Annotated in this window: 17 protein-coding genes and 2 tRNA genes; 12 read left to right on the forward strand and 7 right to left on the reverse strand. The window is 30.5% G+C overall.

Translation table 11 applies throughout. The annotated features are described in order from the left end of the window. Positions 1–67: 67 nt before the first annotated feature. The 4 genes from ACPWTF_RS13465 to ACPWTF_RS13480 form a co-directional block, all read right to left on the reverse strand. The gene (locus tag ACPWTF_RS13465; RefSeq protein ID WP_427871506.1) at positions 68–2,113 is read right to left on the reverse strand and encodes a DUF3732 domain-containing protein; all 2,046 of its coding nucleotides are present in this window, start codon (positions 2,111–2,113) and stop codon (positions 68–70) included. Beyond that, positions 2,110–2,613 carry a three component ABC system middle component gene (locus tag ACPWTF_RS13470; protein ID WP_427871508.1) on the reverse strand — a complete coding sequence of 168 codons (504 nt, stop codon included), beginning with the start codon at positions 2,611–2,613 and terminating at the stop codon, positions 2,110–2,112. The genes ACPWTF_RS13465 and ACPWTF_RS13470 overlap by 4 nt, the downstream gene beginning before the upstream one ends. After that, positions 2,610–3,770 (reverse strand): hypothetical protein, encoded by a 1,161-nt coding sequence (locus ACPWTF_RS13475; protein WP_427871509.1) that lies wholly within the window; start codon positions 3,768–3,770, stop codon positions 2,610–2,612. Before ACPWTF_RS13475 ends, ACPWTF_RS13470 begins: the two co-directional genes overlap by 4 nt. A gap of 185 nt (positions 3,771–3,955) precedes the next feature. Further along, positions 3,956–4,348: a helix-turn-helix domain-containing protein gene (locus ACPWTF_RS13480; protein ID WP_427871510.1), complete on the reverse strand. Its 393-nt coding sequence runs from the start codon at positions 4,346–4,348 to the stop codon at positions 3,956–3,958. Positions 4,349–4,523: 175 nt separating this feature from the next. Here ACPWTF_RS13480 and ACPWTF_RS13485 point away from each other — a divergent pair, with 175 nt between their 5' ends. Both ACPWTF_RS13485 and ACPWTF_RS13490 read left to right on the forward strand, forming a co-directional pair. Continuing rightward, positions 4,524–4,802: a hypothetical protein gene (locus tag ACPWTF_RS13485; protein WP_427871512.1), complete on the forward strand. Its 279-nt coding sequence runs from the start codon at positions 4,524–4,526 to the stop codon at positions 4,800–4,802. Between the two features lie 119 nt (positions 4,803–4,921). Then, the gene (locus tag ACPWTF_RS13490) at positions 4,922–5,602 is read left to right on the forward strand and encodes a hypothetical protein (RefSeq protein WP_427871513.1); all 681 of its coding nucleotides are present in this window, start codon (positions 4,922–4,924) and stop codon (positions 5,600–5,602) included. A 1,037-nt stretch (positions 5,603–6,639) separates the two neighbouring features. On the opposite strand, the gene ACPWTF_RS13495 is transcribed toward ACPWTF_RS13490, so the two are convergent. From ACPWTF_RS13495 to rseP, 3 genes are all read right to left on the reverse strand, one after another. Further along, positions 6,640–6,713: transfer RNA gene (locus ACPWTF_RS13495), tRNA-Asn, on the reverse strand. A 39-nt stretch (positions 6,714–6,752) separates the two neighbouring features. Further along, positions 6,753–6,826 (reverse strand) — tRNA-Asn (locus tag ACPWTF_RS13500). An 83-nt stretch (positions 6,827–6,909) separates the two neighbouring features. Continuing rightward, a complete protein-coding gene (rseP, locus tag ACPWTF_RS13505; protein WP_250834517.1) occupies positions 6,910–8,253 on the reverse strand; it encodes an RIP metalloprotease RseP in 1,344 nt (447 codons plus the stop codon). Between the two features lie 335 nt (positions 8,254–8,588). On the opposite strand from rseP, the gene ACPWTF_RS13510 reads away from it, so the two are divergent. From ACPWTF_RS13510 to ACPWTF_RS13555, 10 genes are all read left to right on the forward strand, one after another. Further along, positions 8,589–8,909, forward strand: coding sequence for a hypothetical protein (locus ACPWTF_RS13510; RefSeq protein ID WP_427871516.1), 321 nt, complete (start codon positions 8,589–8,591; stop codon positions 8,907–8,909). A gap of 64 nt (positions 8,910–8,973) precedes the next feature. Then, entirely contained in the window at positions 8,974–9,129 is a 156-nt protein-coding gene (locus ACPWTF_RS13515; protein ID WP_427871517.1) for a class IIb bacteriocin, lactobin A/cerein 7B family, read from the forward strand. 29 nt (positions 9,130–9,158) lie between these two features. Further along, positions 9,159–9,326 (forward strand): class IIb bacteriocin, lactobin A/cerein 7B family, encoded by a 168-nt coding sequence (locus ACPWTF_RS13520; RefSeq protein WP_427871519.1) that lies wholly within the window; start codon positions 9,159–9,161, stop codon positions 9,324–9,326. A gap of 415 nt (positions 9,327–9,741) precedes the next feature. After that, complete coding sequence (locus ACPWTF_RS13525; RefSeq protein WP_427871520.1) at positions 9,742–10,314, forward strand: DUF3267 domain-containing protein; 573 nt, start codon at positions 9,742–9,744, stop codon at positions 10,312–10,314. Positions 10,315–10,522: 208 nt separating this feature from the next. Further along, entirely contained in the window at positions 10,523–10,702 is a 180-nt protein-coding gene (locus ACPWTF_RS13530) for a bacteriocin (protein ID WP_427871522.1), read from the forward strand. A gap of 7 nt (positions 10,703–10,709) precedes the next feature. Beyond that, positions 10,710–11,339: a CPBP family glutamic-type intramembrane protease gene (locus ACPWTF_RS13535; RefSeq protein ID WP_427871524.1), complete on the forward strand. Its 630-nt coding sequence runs from the start codon at positions 10,710–10,712 to the stop codon at positions 11,337–11,339. Between the two features lie 12 nt (positions 11,340–11,351). Further along, on the forward strand, positions 11,352–11,522 hold the full coding sequence (locus ACPWTF_RS13540; protein WP_427871525.1) for a hypothetical protein: 171 nt from the start codon (positions 11,352–11,354) through the stop codon (positions 11,520–11,522). Positions 11,523–11,689: 167 nt separating this feature from the next. Further along, entirely contained in the window at positions 11,690–12,748 is a 1,059-nt protein-coding gene (locus ACPWTF_RS13545) for an HlyD family secretion protein (protein ID WP_427871527.1), read from the forward strand. Between the two features lie 6 nt (positions 12,749–12,754). Beyond that, a complete protein-coding gene (locus ACPWTF_RS13550; RefSeq protein WP_427871528.1) occupies positions 12,755–14,905 on the forward strand; it encodes a peptidase domain-containing ABC transporter in 2,151 nt (716 codons plus the stop codon). A gap of 134 nt (positions 14,906–15,039) precedes the next feature. Next, complete coding sequence (locus tag ACPWTF_RS13555) at positions 15,040–16,110, forward strand: NADH:flavin oxidoreductase/NADH oxidase (protein WP_427875757.1); 1,071 nt, start codon at positions 15,040–15,042, stop codon at positions 16,108–16,110. Positions 16,111–16,328 lie beyond the last annotated feature (218 nt).

The raw sequence follows: 16,328 nt of genomic DNA on the forward strand, positions 1-16,328 counted from the left end.
CGTAGAGTTTTAATTAAATAGAAAAGCGCCGTAATCTTTGGATTGCGGCGCTTTTTTTAAATCAAGATTACTCAGATTCTTTATTTAATTTTATAAAACCTTCGTTTGCTTTGCGCCATCTTTTTTTTACTAAGCTTTCGAAATCTGTATTTTCTAGTTTTAAATTATCGGCATGATCTGTTATAATTATTTGCGGATTTATACCAGTTTCTTTTAAAGTGTCAGCACAAAATTTAACTAATTGATCAAATAGATTTGTGACTGCATTTATATCATCATCTAATTCTGCATCAGATTTTGAGCCTAAATCTTTTAATTTTTTAGCGTCAAATTTTTCATCTTTGTCTATTTCAGTAGGAAAATAAACTTGGCTAGGTTGGTCTAAGAATAATATTGTTGGTATTAAGCACTTTTCCTTAAGAGAACAAAAATAATATAATAAACTCGTAAATAATGAGACATGGCTTGATAACCAATTGGCTCCACTTCCCATAGATCTAAGGTATATTTTTTTATCATCCTTACCTTTAATCTTTGTTTGTTGATATAATTCAAATGTTTGTATGTCAAACTTTAAATTTAAAACAGATTTATAAATTTCTTCAAATTCCAATTCTTTTCCTATAATATTCATTTGTTGATTAATTTGCCTTGCAGCCGACCACATTTTGTAATCAACATTATATTCTGTATTAAGCCTTTCTTCAATTTTATCTTTTTTTTGCTTAATTTTATCTATTTCATCTTGTATCCTTAAAAGGTTATTATTTTGTACAGTTTCTAAAAATGCTTCAATTCTTAGAATAGCTTTTTGGGCTTGATATTCAATGCTTTTATTCTTTTCTAAAGAAGAGATTACTTTATCAAGATTATTTATATCTTGTTTTATTCTAGCGGCATCTTTTTTTATGAGTGAAATACTTCTTTGATATGATTTTTTATCTCCCTCGAAAGAATCTATGGTATATTTGGATTTACCAATTTCAGTATTAAACCAATTTACAGCTTCAACTAATTTATTTTGTTTGTCAATTAATTTGACATTCTCATTCCCACAAAATCTACAATTATTATTTGCTAATTCGACATTATTTATATGAGATAGATTGGATGTTTGAGAATTAAATTCTTTTGCGTAAACTATCGAAACATCAATTTCACTAATAATATTTTGTAACTTTCTAATATTGGCAATATGGGTATTATATTTTGTTTGTAAATCTGTTCTTTTTTTAATATTAGAATCAGAATCATCAATACTTTCAATTTTCAAAAAAGTATCATTTTCCAAAAGCTTTAAATACTCATCTGGCTTTGATATTATTGTCCCAATATTTTGTTGAAATAATTTTTTATTTGTTATTATTTCATACTCATCTAAAAGAAGTTTTAAATTCTCTTCATTGTCAACATTGTATTTAATAGTCTTTTCTCTTTCAAATTCTTTTTGTTTAAGTTCTCTATTTAAATCTGCTAATGTTTGTTTCAATGGGAAGTATTCTGCATCAACAAAATTTAAAAATATTTTAAATTGCTCAATTACTTGATCTTTCTTTTCCTTTTCATCAAATCTATAAAATAGTGCATGCTTATTAGCGATTAGATTTTGATGTTGAAGCATAAAAGAAGTGAAATGACGGTAAGATGGGGCTTCTTTCTTTGCATTATTATGTCTATATTTTCGATCTTCCGCATCCTCGTCAGTATCTACAATATCAATTTTAAAATGTCTGTTCAATTCTTTTTTGAAATCGGGTAATGTATAGGGTTCCATATTTTCAAAAAAAGAATAATTAAAATTATCAATTTTATCAATAAAACTTTCATCAAATACATTAGTAAGATAAGCTTTTTTAGGGTTGTTATCTCTTGCTAAGACTATATAAGAATCTGAAAGATTCATTACAACAAAATATAATTTTGCATATTCAGTAATTACACCTTCTGGAATTATGAATTCAGAGCTTCCAAAACAATAATCAAATACCTCTAATATTGCACTTTTTCCAGTTGATGATCTTCCGGTTACTATGTTTACGCCTTCAGAAAATTCAATATGATGAATTTCATTATCATGAGTTATGATTCCAATGTATTTAATATATGCTTTCATAATTTTTTTATACCTAACCTCATGTATATATGAGTCATTTTTTCATTTTTAAATAAACAAGCAAGATTTTCGGCTATTTTAATATATTGTATTGAAGAACTTTCTTTTTTTAAATTATTTTTCAAAAAGGATATTGACAAGTCTTCATTAAGTTGAAGACAATTTGTATCAAACGCATATTGTAAACAAAGGTTAGTAATCTCTTTGTATTCTTGAACTCTATCAGGAAGCCCAAATAATTTTTCATTTTTCTTTATTTCAAGATGTTTTTTTTGCAAATCCTTTTTTTGACAATAGTTTATAAAAGTTCGTAATTCTTTTTTTCTATTTTTTAAAGCAGCATTACTATCTTCATAGAGAACAAGTGGTAAAATTAAGTATGATAGTAATATATCTTTGGGCTGTTTTCCTTGGTACGTCTCATAAAATTTAACAATTATTGGTGTTAAATTAAACGGATTATTATAAAGGATATCAAAGTTTTCAATGACTTTACTCATTTTTTACTAAGTTTAAGTTTCCATACAATTTCTTCATAATCATCAGCTAAGAGATGATACATTCCATTTTTAAAAATTAAAGGAATGTTATTAAACATATCATAATTGGGTGATTTTGCTCCAATAATTTCGTCATAAAAATCCTTTGATTTGTTTATTAAATCTGATTCTGTACAGCTTCGAGATGATTTGCTGTATAAGGAATTATGGCTTGTTATTAAATCTTCTTGAAATTGTTTTAAGGTTTCCATTTTTTGTTTTCTAGTGCTAAATTCTTTATTAATTGTATTGATAGTAAACCAATATTGATTTAAGCTGCTAGGAATTACTTCATTATATTCAATTTCTTCAATTTTTTTTACAAAAGAGTATTTTGAAGTTTTTTCTTTTTCATTCTCAGGAATTGTTTTAAAAATGTCATTTACTGGAAATATTCTTGATTCATTGTTTAATTGAGCTGACAAATCTTGTAATTGTTTAGAAAAATTATCATAACTAACTTCCCAACCTTTATTATATTCTTCCTCGCTCATAATAAATCCTAGTAAAGTATTAATTACTGTTTGTTTATTTTCATCCGAGAAAAATTTTAGATTTTTTTCTTTCAATTCATCAGCAATTCCATTTCTTCTAGTTCTATTAGAATCTATTATAATTTTTGACAGTATACTTTCTAAATTAGATGTTTTTAAAACTTGATTCATTAAATTAAGCGATTCAGATGGTTTTGCATCTGAATCCTTTTCTTTTGCAATTTCAAATCTTTCTTTCGCTTTTTCGTAAATCTTTATTAAAATATTTAATTTTTCATTTTGATTAGAAGTGTTCCAATTTGTGAATAAAGTTTTTTCTCCGTAATCTTGAGTCGTAGCTAAAATTAAATATTTATATTTTGAATGATTGAATTTTGGATCAACCCAATTTTTAAAAGTGTTCCAGATGTTAAGATGAGAATCAGTTAAATCATCTTCATTTCCATATTCTTTTAATTCAATTTGAAGCCCTTCATTTTGAGTATTGTTTAAACTAACATCACCATCTTTTTCAACAAGTACAATTTCTCCTTCTCGCATATTAAAACATGTTTCTAATGCTAAGAAAAATTGTGATATTATTGCGCCCGTCGGTTGAGGAGATGAAAATTTAACTTTAGTCATATATCAATTAGAATTATATTCATATTTGTAAATATATAAATAATCGATTACAAAAAAACATGATGTATTTGTTCCAAAGATAAAATGCTGGAGAATAATTTTTATACGGATTTCCGTAATTACTACTTAAATAAAAAAAGAGACGCTTAATGCGCCTCTTTTAATAATATATTTTTCAAAGAATTTTACTTCCCCTTCATCAACTTCTCCAAATACTCCACTTTATCCTTTTCAGCCTGAACCAAACGTTCATAAAGTTCTACAACTTTATCAAGCGGGTTGAAAGTGCAGTTGTAATTCAGCCCAGCATTCACAATGTCATTATTGGTATAAGTATTTCCAATAACATTCAAAACTGCTTCATCAGAAAAATTCTTAATTGCTTCAGCTGAAACTCCCAAAGCTTCTGCAATGACATTTAGTTTTTCGTCATCTATCGTTTCGCTTCCTTCAATATTAGAAATCGTCTGTTGGCTCATGCCAATAGCAATGGCAAGTGCTTCTTGTTTCATTCCTCTAAGCTCTCTAATGCGGCTTATGTTTCTCCCGATATGTTTTGGTTTTGTTGCTGTGCTCATACTTCAAAGATATTAAAAATCCTTAAAAATTAGGATATTGGTAAAAGACTATCTTTTTTGGTGAATTACCAAACCCGATGTTTTGTTAGAATGTATTCTATCGTTTATTTAGCCGAAACAAAAATACAATTTTTCGTACAATAATAATTCATAATCAAAACCATAAATAAACGCCATGAAAACAGAAAACGAAAGCAATGCCAATCAAAACAAAATAATAGAATCGGTAGCTAGATTGGTATCAGATCTTTGTTTCGACGGAGAATATAAAAACCATACAGAATACTTAACCGAGATTTTTGAGCATCTTCTAGAAACAGAATCGGGAGACAGCCGTTCTTTGCGAATTAAAATGCTAAGCTGTATTAGAACCAGTAAAATGGTGGCAAAAGCACTGGAACCATTTTCAGACGAAGAAATACAAAAAGCATGCGTTCAAATGATAAATGGGTAAAAAGAAGTATTTTATCGGTTTTCTAAGTAATTCGTGGTCAGAATAAAAGCTAACTAAAAGAAAATCAGTAACTTTAGACTGAGTTTTTTAATTGGGGCATCTAATTTTATTCAAAAATCATGAAAAAGTATGAAGCAATTTTATGTACACTTGCGTTCGTATTTTCTCTCGGCTGTTTTGCTCAGCGCACCAACCATGCCTCCGCTTCTCCAGCAACAGGAAAAACGACACTTTTGACAGATAGTCTTTCTAATGATGATTTGGTCATTCAATCTTATTATGTAGAAGAGAGAATAAATAAACTTTTTGGAGGTAGAATTATTACCTACCAAGTTTCCAAATTGGACATGGTCGACACTTACGATCTTGGACCAAACAATACTAGAACAGTAATTCCGAATTACGTAAAAAGAAAGCCCAAGGTAGCTCCAAATGCAATAGAGACCAAAACGCTTGTTGCAAGTTCGTCTGTCTCTGTAGAGCCCGTTAAAGTCGAAATTACAGCTCCTGCACCGACAACTTCAAAATATGTAACCGTTAATATGGTTGACACGTACACAAAAGTTATTGATAAAGGGTATAAATCTATCGATATGCTTAAAAAAGTAGCAGACCGCTTTTATTTTGAAGGGAATCTAAGTGCTGCGGCTGGTTATTACGCTCAGTTATTTGAAGAAGCTAAAGATTTGGATGTTATTTATTATTACAGATATGCTCAGTCCTTAAAAGCAATAAATGAAAATGAAAAAGCAAATACTTTAATGAAAAGGTTTAAGAGTGAGACTTTGAGTATGAAATAGGTTTTACCTTTCGTAGGTTTTTTTTAACGCAAAGAGCGCTAAGATTTATGCAAAGGGCGCGAAGTTTTTTTAACGCAGAGAGCGCTAAGGTTTACGCAAAGTTCGCTAAGATTATTTTGAGCTAAATCTAAAGATTAAGTTCGCAAAGCTTTGTGTGTATAAGGCTTTGCGAATTTTTTGTTTTACCTACAGTTTGTCATCCTGAGGAACGAAGGATCACACTCGCATATCGATAAAGATTGGAGAAATGCTTTGTAGAGTTTCTAGTGCGATCCTTCCTCCGTCAGGATGACAAGATTGGGTTAATTTTTTTAACGCAAAGTGCGCTAAGGTTTACGCAAAGAGCACAAAGCTATTTGAATATGGAGTTTAGCCAAAATCTAAAGATTAAGTTCGCAAAGTTTTATGTAGATAATGCTTTGCGAATTTTTTGTTTTACCCACAGTTTGTCATCCTGAGGAACGAAGGATTACACTCGCATATCGACAGAGATTGGCAACCTTTGCGATCCTCTTTTATAGATTCCTATTAAGTCTCACATAAAAAAAACTCTTAGCGTCCTCTGCGTTAAATCTTTGCGGCCTTTGCGTAAAAACCTTGCGCTCTTTGCGGTTAAATAAACAATCCAATATATTGGAATTTCTAATTTTTTTACCGCAGAGTGCGCTAAGATTTACGCAATGTTCGCTAAGGTTATTTTGAGCTAAATCTAAAGATTAAGTTCGCAAAGTTTTATTGTAGATAATGCTTTGCGAATTTTTTTGTTTTACCTACAGTTTGTCATCCTGAGGAACGAAGGATCACACTCGCATATCGATAAAGATTGGCAACCTTTGCGATCTCTTTTATAGATTCCTATTAAGTCTCGTATAAAAAAAAACTCTTCACGTCCTCTGCGTTAAATCTTTGCGAACTTTGCGTAAACCTTCGCGCTCTTTGCGGTTAAATAAACACCCCTACTATTGGAATTTGGAATTTTTAAACTTTGGAATTTGAATAAAAAAAAAGACGATCAAATTTGATCGTCTTTTTTTAAGCTCCCCCTCTTGGGCTCGAACCAAGGGCCCTCTGATTAACAGTCAGATGCTCTAACCAACTGAGCTAAGGAGGAATCACCTTAAAAGGTTAATATGTTTGCTAAAAAAAGTTGCTCCCCCTCTTGGGCTCGAACCAAGGGCCCTCTGATTAACAGTCAGATGCTCTAACCAACTGAGCTAAGGAGGAAAGTGTTGCTCTTTTTAGCGAGTGCAAATATAAAACTATTTTTAGTTTCTCAAAAACATTTTCACTCTTTTTTTGACTTTTTTTTACTTGCCTACAATTGCTTTGTAAATGTCGTTACCATTAGCAAATAGTAGTAGTGAAATAAGTAAAACAAAACCAACCATTTGCGCATTCTCTAGGAATTTATCGCTCGGTTTTTTGCCGCTTACAATTTCATATAATAAAAACATTACGTGTCCACCATCAAGTGCCGGAATTGGCAATAAATTCATAACTCCAAGCATAATTGACAATAAAGCCGTGATTGACCAGAAAACTTCCCAGCTCCAAGAACTAGGGAAAATATTGTAAATCGCAGCAAAACCACCCACTTGTTTGTAAGCTTTAGTTTCTGGATTAAAAATCATTTTCAATTGTTTTCCGTAACCTACCAATTGATCTTTTCCTTTTTGAAGACCAACCGGAATAGATTCGAAGAAACCGTATTCTTTTTTGCTTACTTTATAGTAGCCTAATTTTTCTAAAGAATCCATTCCTAAACCACCAACAGCAACTCCAAGTTTCCCTGCATTAGATACTTTTACTGTAATAGGAGTTTCTTTTAAATCACGCAAAACAACAGCAGGAATAGATTTTCCTTTATTGCTTTCTAAAATAACTTTGGCTTCATCAAAATATTTAATTTTCTGTCCGTTCAGACTTACCACTAAATCTTTTGGTTTTAGAGCAGTATTTTCAGATTCCTCAGTAATTTTGCCCACAACAAATGGCATTCTAATGCCAACTAATAAGCCTTTTTCTGTTTTAGAAAGCTGATCAACAAAATCAGTTGGCATAGTAATCGTTTGCTGTTGTCCGTTTCTTTCAATCAAAACGTGTTTTGCCATGATTACATTCATGTTCATATCACTGTCAAAGTTTTCTACCGCTTTACCATCAATAGAAATAATTTTATCACCGGTTTTAAAACCAGCTTTAAGCATAGCAGGATTTTCAATCGCAACACCATCTTTTAAGTCAGAGTTTGCAATGTAAGTATCTCCGTAAGCAAATGCCATTCCGATATAAATAATAAAAGCCAGGATAAAGTTTACCGTAACCCCGCCAAGCATAATAATTAAACGCTGCCAAGCTGGTTTAGTACGAAATTCCCAAGGCTCAGGCGGAAGCGCCATTTGCTCTTTGTCCATACTTTCGTCAATCATTCCAGAAATTTTCACATAACCACCAAGCGGAAGCCATCCGATACCGTATTCTGTTTCTCCGATTTTCTTTTTGAATAGTGAGTATTTAACATCAAAAAACAAATAAAATTTTTCGACTCTGGTTTTAAACAATTTAGCAGGGATAAAATGCCCTAATTCATGAAGAATAATAAGTAAAGATAAACTCAATAGAAATTGAGAGAGTTTGATAACTATATCCATTTTTTGTTTTTAATTCGTATTTAACGCACAAAAGTAGCGTTTTCTATTTTAATATAAGAGTGCAAGATAGTGTTTAAGGTTTTAAATGTTTGTTAATAATTACATTAGTTTTTATTAAACAAAAAGTAAATCTCACTTATTGCATTAGTACTTCATTGCATGAAAATGTTACAATGTCCTATTCTGATATTTTTAAAACTTATTGGGGAGGTGTTTTTAAAATTTCAATTCTAATTTCATTTTTTAAGCTTAAAAGATTATTCTTAAATAGTTAACAAAACTATTTTGAATTTCTTAAAGACTTTTTTGTTTTATTAATTTTTTACAGTGAGAATATGAATTTTATTAGACAAATTGAAAGAATCAAAAAAATGCATAAGTTAATTTGCGGAGAAAAAACAGGCTCTCCTTTAACATTTGCTAGAAGGTTATGTTTGAGCCGAAGCCAGTTTTATAACGAGCTAGATCTTATAAAAGAACTCGATGCGCCAGTAAAATATTGTAAAAAGAGGGAGACCTTTTACTATGAAACTCCTTTTGAATTGATATTAATTTTTTCGCTAAAAACAATAAAAGATGATGAATCAAGAGAAATTTTTGGCGGTTCTAACTTCCGTCCAAGTTTATTGGACGGAACTCTGATAAGTTTGCTATAACAAAATGTCTCGAGAAAATGATTTTTGTTAAAACTTATTAATTAACCATTTAAATTTTAAAGTTATGAATTTAGAAGAATTGAATTTAGTTGAACTTAATGTTCAGGAAATCCAAGAAGTTGAAGGAGGAATAATTCCATTACTTATGGCTATATGTGGTGGTATTTATGGCACTGGATATGTTATTGGTAGAGTTGCTCATCATTTAGAGAATAGTTAATCTAATAAAAAAATTAAATTGTAATTATTATGGAAAATTTATTTGATATTTCTGAGGAAATTAGTTTAGTATCTCTTACAAGCGATGAACTAGTTAATGTTGAAGGTGGTAAAGCGGAATGGTTGCTTTGGGGTTGGGCAGGAGGCTTAGGTATTGGTCTGCTTTGTACAGGGATTTATGTTGGATATAATGATTAATAATCACTTATAAATATACTATGACAAAAACAAAAATTTACGTGATTCAGTATATTATTTATATATCATTTGTATTATATGTTTTGGGCTATATAATAGGTAGAGTATGTCATTATCTTTTTAATTAGAACATTATTAAAATTACGCAAACACTATAATAGTTAAAAGTTATTGTAGTGTTTGTTTTAGCATAAAAAACATTTTTTAAGCTTTAAAAAATTGTGCAATTTGACTCAGACCCATAAGCATTCTAGAAAATCTTATTGCAAAAAACAAAATAATGAGAGTTTCATTTTATAGATACAAAATTGAAATAAATTGAACTCAAATTAATCAGAACGACTAAAAAGATTAATATCATTAGAAAAAATTGAAAATTCCACAGGAGTTGCTAGAAATTATAAAATCATAGAAAATGAAAGAAATCTCTATTGATTCTAAAAAAGTACAAATTTTAGGAATGCTAATAAGTGTTCCGATTGTTTTGCTTTTCCTATTTGTTTTGTATTTGACATGGAATGAGATTTTTACAGCGAATTTGAAAGTAGTAAAGCAAACATTTCAGTTTTTTGATAATAAAAAACTAAATGTACTTTTAATTTTATTGGTTCCCAATTTAATTATTTGCGTAGGTATACTTGTGCATGAAATTATACATGGGATTTTTATGGCGCTTTTTTCAAAAAAAGGATGGCAATCGGTAAAATTTGGTTTCATTAAGAAATATTTAATGCCTTTTGCAAATTGTATAGAACCGTTAGAATCCAAGAAGATGTTAGTTGTTGCACTTGCGCCATTTTTTATTCTTGGATTATTGCCTTCAATTTATGGATTTCTTTATAATAATTTGACTTTTTTATTTATAGGCTTTTCCATGACTTTAGGTGCAGTCGGAGATTTTATCTATGCTTATTTAATATTCAAAGTAGGTTTAAATCATAAATTATTAGATCATAAGAGCAAAGTTGGTTTTATGATCATAGATTAAAATGAAATAAATTGATCGAGCAAGAAAGAAGAATATCTATTCATCAAGGAAGTAAAGAAGAAGCAACTGTTTTGAAAATAAAACAGACAATTCAGAGTTCCGTCCAAGTTTATTGGACGGAACTCTGATAAGTTTGCTATAACAAATTGTTTCTCGAGAAAATGATTTTTGTTGGATTTATTAATTAACATTTTTAAAATTAAAAATTATGGAATTAGAAAATTTAAATTTAGTAGAACTTAATGTTCTAGAAATAGAACAAGTTGAAGGGGGTAATATTTTTAGAAGAATATTAGAAGTAGCTTCAATATATGATGCGTTTAGTGATTTTGGAGCTGGGTGGAATTCGGTAGAGTCTTATAGCAGAGTATCTACTGGAAGCTGGTAGAATAAAAATGAATGAATTGCAGAACAACGTTTTTGAAAAAAAAAATATTTTTTATATTCTTAAGTGCTTATCCGTAGTTGTTATAGTTGGGATAGTAACTGAGATTTTAAAATTCATTTTGAGTATCGATGAACCGACAAGCAGTAAAGTAGAGGAAAGTTTTTTTAAGAATATTTTTTTGGGTAGTATTGGTATTGTATTAATTGCTCCTATTCTGGAAGAAATAGTTTTTAGACTTCCTTTAAAAAAGAATAATCATTATCTAAGTAGTATTACACTTTGCGTGTTTTTATTTCTATCAGCAAGTTTGTTTTTTCTTAGAATTATGTGTCTTTTGTATATTGGGGCAATATTGCTATATCAGTTTGACAAGAAATTAGTAATGCCAGATTGTTTAACGAAAAACATAATTATAGTTTTATCTATTGTTACTTTTGTTTCACTGCATTTTGCTAACTATCAAGAAGAACAACTAAACTCACTCCCTGTTTTTTCTAAAATATTTCTTTTCCTACCACAACTTGTAGTAGGATTAATACTCACAGCGGTTCGATTAAAAACTTTTTTTCTAAATGCTGTCATAATTCATTCTTTATATAATTTAATTATTTTAACACTTGCTTTATTTTTTAACTAAAACTTTATTATTATGGATTGCACTGAATTAAATTTAGTAGAATTAAATGACCTTGAAATAGAAAACATTGATGGAGGTGGTTTTTTTTATGAATTAGGAGTTGGGGCGCATATGATGTGGAATTCGTTTAATAGATTTCTTGATCAAAGCGACATTACTGCGCATAGTCGTCAAGGAATTTAAATTTTATCTAGAACTGCTTATAATTAGATTTATAAGCAGTTTTAATAATTGTTTTGACTAAAAACATTCTTCTTTATAGTAAATAACCTATGGACTTCAGTTCAGACCCTATAAACACTCTCGAAAATCTTATTGCAAAAAACAAAACAAAAAGCTTTTCAATTTATTTGATAATTCTTCTTGCTGTTATCACTTTATTGGGGTTATTGCCAGTAATTAAATTAGATATAAGCAGTCAGAGTAGAGGAATAATTCGAAGTAAGATAGATAATGTTCCTGTTACAACAATTGTAAGTGGAAGGATAAATTGTATAGCATTAAAAAATAATGTTTTTGTAAAAAAAGGAGATACACTTTTAAAGATCTCTAAAGAAAATTTGGAAAGCGATAAAAGAACCCAAGATACATTGTCAAGCTCTGTTTTGTTGTTGTTAAGTGATATTTCAAATCTTTTACAAAATAAGCCATCACAATTGCAGACATCCACAGCGCGTGAAGATTTATTTAAATTTCAATCTGGAAAAAATGAACTGCAAAGCAAAATTTCTCACGCTCAGATAAATTATGACCGAAATAAGATTTTGTACGATAAAGATATTATCGCAAAAGCAGATTTTGAAAAATATGAATATGAGTTACGCTTAGCCAAACAAGCATTGCAAAGTTTTATAAGTCAGCAAAAATCAACATGGGAAAATCAGAAAAGAGATTTAGAAGAACGATTGAAAAATCTTAATGGAACTGTTGCTAAAATAAACGTTGAGGCCAATAATTATTTCGTTTTGGCTCCCATTTCTGGAACTATAGAAAACTTTTCAGGAATTCAAAAAGGTTCTTTTATAAACGTATCGCAATCTATTGCAACAATTTCTTCTCCAGATCATCTTATTGTTGAGAATAATGTTTCTCCAAACGATATTGGTTTGATTAAGAAAAATCAAAAAGTAAAATTTCAAATAGATGCTTTTAATTATAATCAATGGGGGTTATTGGAAGGGAAAGTAATTGATATTGACCAAAATATAACAATGCAGGGAGAGCAAGCTTTTTTTAAAGTTCGCTGTGCATTAGATTCTAAAACTTTACATTTAAAATCAGGTTATAAGACTGATGTTTCAAAAGGAATGACCTTAACTACGAGATATATAATTACACGCCGAAGTTTATTCGATTTGCTATTTGACAAAATAGACAATTGGCTAAACCCAAAACAACTATCAGCTTAAAATTAAATGGCTTCAATAAAAATAAAACAACATGATATTAAAGATTGTGGCGCTGCTTGTTTGGCATCTATTGGAAACCATTTCAAAGTTAATCTTCCAATAGCGAGAATTCGTCAGTATGCCAACACAGATAAGCGAGGCACGAATGTTCTTGGAATAATTGAAGCTGCCGAAAAAATGGGTTTTACAGCAAAAGGAGTAAAAGGAGGTTTAGACTCTTTAGATAAAATACCGCTTCCTGCTATTGCCCATATTATTGTAAAAGAGCAATTGCAACATTATGTAGTTATTTACAAAGTTGAAAAATCTACAATTACGGTTATGGATCCAGGTTTTGGCAAAATGGGAACATACACTTTTGAAGAGTTTCAAAAAATATGGACAAGTGTTTTAATTCTTTTTGCACCAAATGATGATTTTAAAATAGTAGATGAAAAAACGTCACCTATAAAAAGGTTTTGGAATTTAATTCAGCCACACAAAACTATATTAATTCAAGCATTAATTGGCGCTATAGTATTTACAGTTTTAGGATTGGCTATGTCTATCTATATTCAAAAAATAACAGATTATGTTTTAGTTGATGGCAATAGAAATCTGCTTAATTTATTAAGTGTTTCCATGGTCGCAATTATTCTGCTTCAAGCTTATATTGGGTCAAAGAAGAGTATTTTTGTGATGAAGACAGGTCAGTTAATCGATGCTAAATTAATTTTAGGGTATTATAAACATTTGCTTCATCTGCCACAGCGGTTTTTTGATACCATGCAAATAGGAGAAATCACCTCTAGAATAAATGATGCTGTAAAAATACGATCCTTTATAAATGAAACCGCAATCGAAATGATTGTAAATATTTTTATTGTTGTCTTTTCATTTGCATTAATGTTTACCTATTATTGGAAATTGGCTTTGGTTATTATTCTAGTTATTCCATTTTATGTTTTAGTTTATTTTCTGCTAAATAAATTCAACAAAAAAGTTGAAAGAAATATAATGGAGAATGCTGCAGAATTACAAACACAATTAGTTGAAAGCATTACGCATGTTAGAACTGTAAAGGAATTTGGGATTGAAGAGTTTTCAAATTTAAAAACCGAAAACAAATTTGTAAAACTATTATTCATAACATATAAATCTGGTCTAAATGGCATTTTTGCCACAACATCGACACAGTTTCTGGCATCTATATTTACTGTAATCTTAATGTGGATTGGTTCAGGTTATGTAATCGACAGAGCAATTACTCCTGGAGAATTGTTTTCCTTTTATGCATTAATCGGTTATTTTACATCGCCCGTTGCATCCTTAATTAATATGAATAAAACAGCACAAAACGCACTAATTGCAGCAGACAGACTTTTTGAAATCATGGATTTAGAAAGAGAAGAAACAGAAAACAAAATTGAATTATCAAAAGAAAATTTGGGAGATATAAAATTTGAAAATGTTTCTTTTCGGTATGGATCTCGCGTCGAAGTTTTTAAAAATTTTAATGCTGTATTCAAGAAAAACCAAACAACAGCTATTGTCGGTGAAAGTGGTAGCGGAAAAACGACTTTAATTTCGCTTTTGCAAAATCTTTACCCAATAAAAGAAGGTAAAATTAATATTGGAGATTTTGATCTTCAATTTGTTCATTATAAGAGTTTAAGAAAAATTGTTGGTGTTATTCCCCAACAGCTTAATTTGTTTTCTGGAAATATTATAGAAAACATTGCTTTAGGGGAATCTTTTCCTAATATTCAGAGAATTTTGGAGCTTTCAAAGCAACTTGGAATTCACGAGTTTGTCGAAAAATTGCCAAACGGTTTTGAAACACAGATTGGTGAAAACGGAGCGATGCTTTCGGGCGGACAAAAACAAAGAATTGCCATTGCAAGGGCATTGTATAAAAATCCTGAAATCTTATTAATGGATGAAGCGACTGCATCATTAGATACTCATTCAGAAAAAATGGTGAAAGATGTTATTGATAATTTTAAATCCTCAGGAAAAACTATAATCGTCATTGCACATCGGTTGAGCACAATAGCCAACGCTGACACCATATTGGTTATGAAAAATGGTTCTATTGTGGAGTCAGGTAATCATTTTGATTTGTTGGATCAAAAAACGGAGTATTATAATTTATGGAATAAGCAGAATTTGATTTAAATGTTTGTTAATTAATAAACATTTCGATTTCTCGTTTTAACAAGATACTGTAACTTTACTTTTTGAACACTGCCTTACTCAATGGGCAGTAAAAAATCACTAAAAGTTACACGTATATGGCAACGAAATTATTTATGGCAACGAAATTATTTTCTCCGCTTACTATAAAAAATATCACTTTAAAAAATAGAATTGCAATCTCGCCTATGTGCCAGTATTCTGCCGTTGACGGATTTGCAAACGATTGGCATTTGGTTCATCTAGGAAGCCGTGCCAGCGGAGGTGCAGGGCTTATTATTCAGGAAGCAACGGCGGTTTCTCCAGAAGCGAGAATTTCTCCAGCCGATTTAGGAATCTGGAAAGACGAACACATCGAAAAACTAAAACAAATCAACGCTTTTATTGTTTCTCAAAATTCAATTCCCGGAATTCAGTTAGCGCATGCAGGAAGAAAAGCAAGTGTTTCGGCTCCGTGGTTGGGAAATAAAAAGTTAGATTTCGCTCAAGGCGGATGGCAAACCGTTGCGCCAAGTGCGATTCCGTATCATGACAACGAACCCTTTCTTCCAGAAGCGTTAGATAAAAACGGAATCCAGAAAGTGATCTCCGATTTTAAAACCGCTACAAAAAGAGTAGTAGAAGCAGGATATCAAGTTGTAGAAATCCATGCGGCTCACGGATATTTATTGCACCAATTTTTATCGCCTTTAACAAATGTAAGAACAGATGAATATGGAGGAAGTTTCGAAAATAGAATCCGTTTTACATTAGAAATTGTAGAAGCAGTCCAATCAGAATGGCCTTCAGATTTGCCTTTGTTTGTTAGAATTTCGGCAACAGATTGGGCAGAAAACGGATGGAATCCAGAAGAATCTGTACAGCTTTCTAAAATATTAAAAGAAAAAGGAGTAGATTTAATTGATGTTTCGTCAGGCGGATTGGTTTCGCATCAGAAAATCACATTAGGGCCAGGTTATCAAGTTCCATTTGCAGAAAAAGTGAAACAAGAGGCGGGAATTTCTACAGGTGCAGTGGGTTTAATTACAGAAGCCAAACAAGCCGAAGAAATTTTAAATAACAGTCAAGCCGACCTGATTTTATTTGCCAGAGAATCTTTAAGAAACCCAAATCTTCCTTTGGATTTTGCTAAAGAACTAAACGACGATATTCAATGGCCAAAACAATACGAAAGAGCTAAACTTTAAATATTTTTATTAGCCACAGATTACACAGATTAAAATGATTTTTTTTTATTTTTTTTCGCCACGAATTACACAAATTTTCACGAAGTTTATTTAGGTTTTGAACATTATGATTTGTGTAAATTTGTGTAATTGCTTCGCCAGTTCGCTATCGCTCGAGTCGTGGCAGACATAAAATCCTTTTAATCCATATAATCTGTGGCAAAAAAAAAACATAACAA

Origin of the sequence: Flavobacterium sp. MMS24-S5, from assembly GCF_050320125.1 — a bacterium.
Taxonomy (GTDB): domain Bacteria; phylum Bacteroidota; class Bacteroidia; order Flavobacteriales; family Flavobacteriaceae; genus Flavobacterium; species Flavobacterium tyrosinilyticum.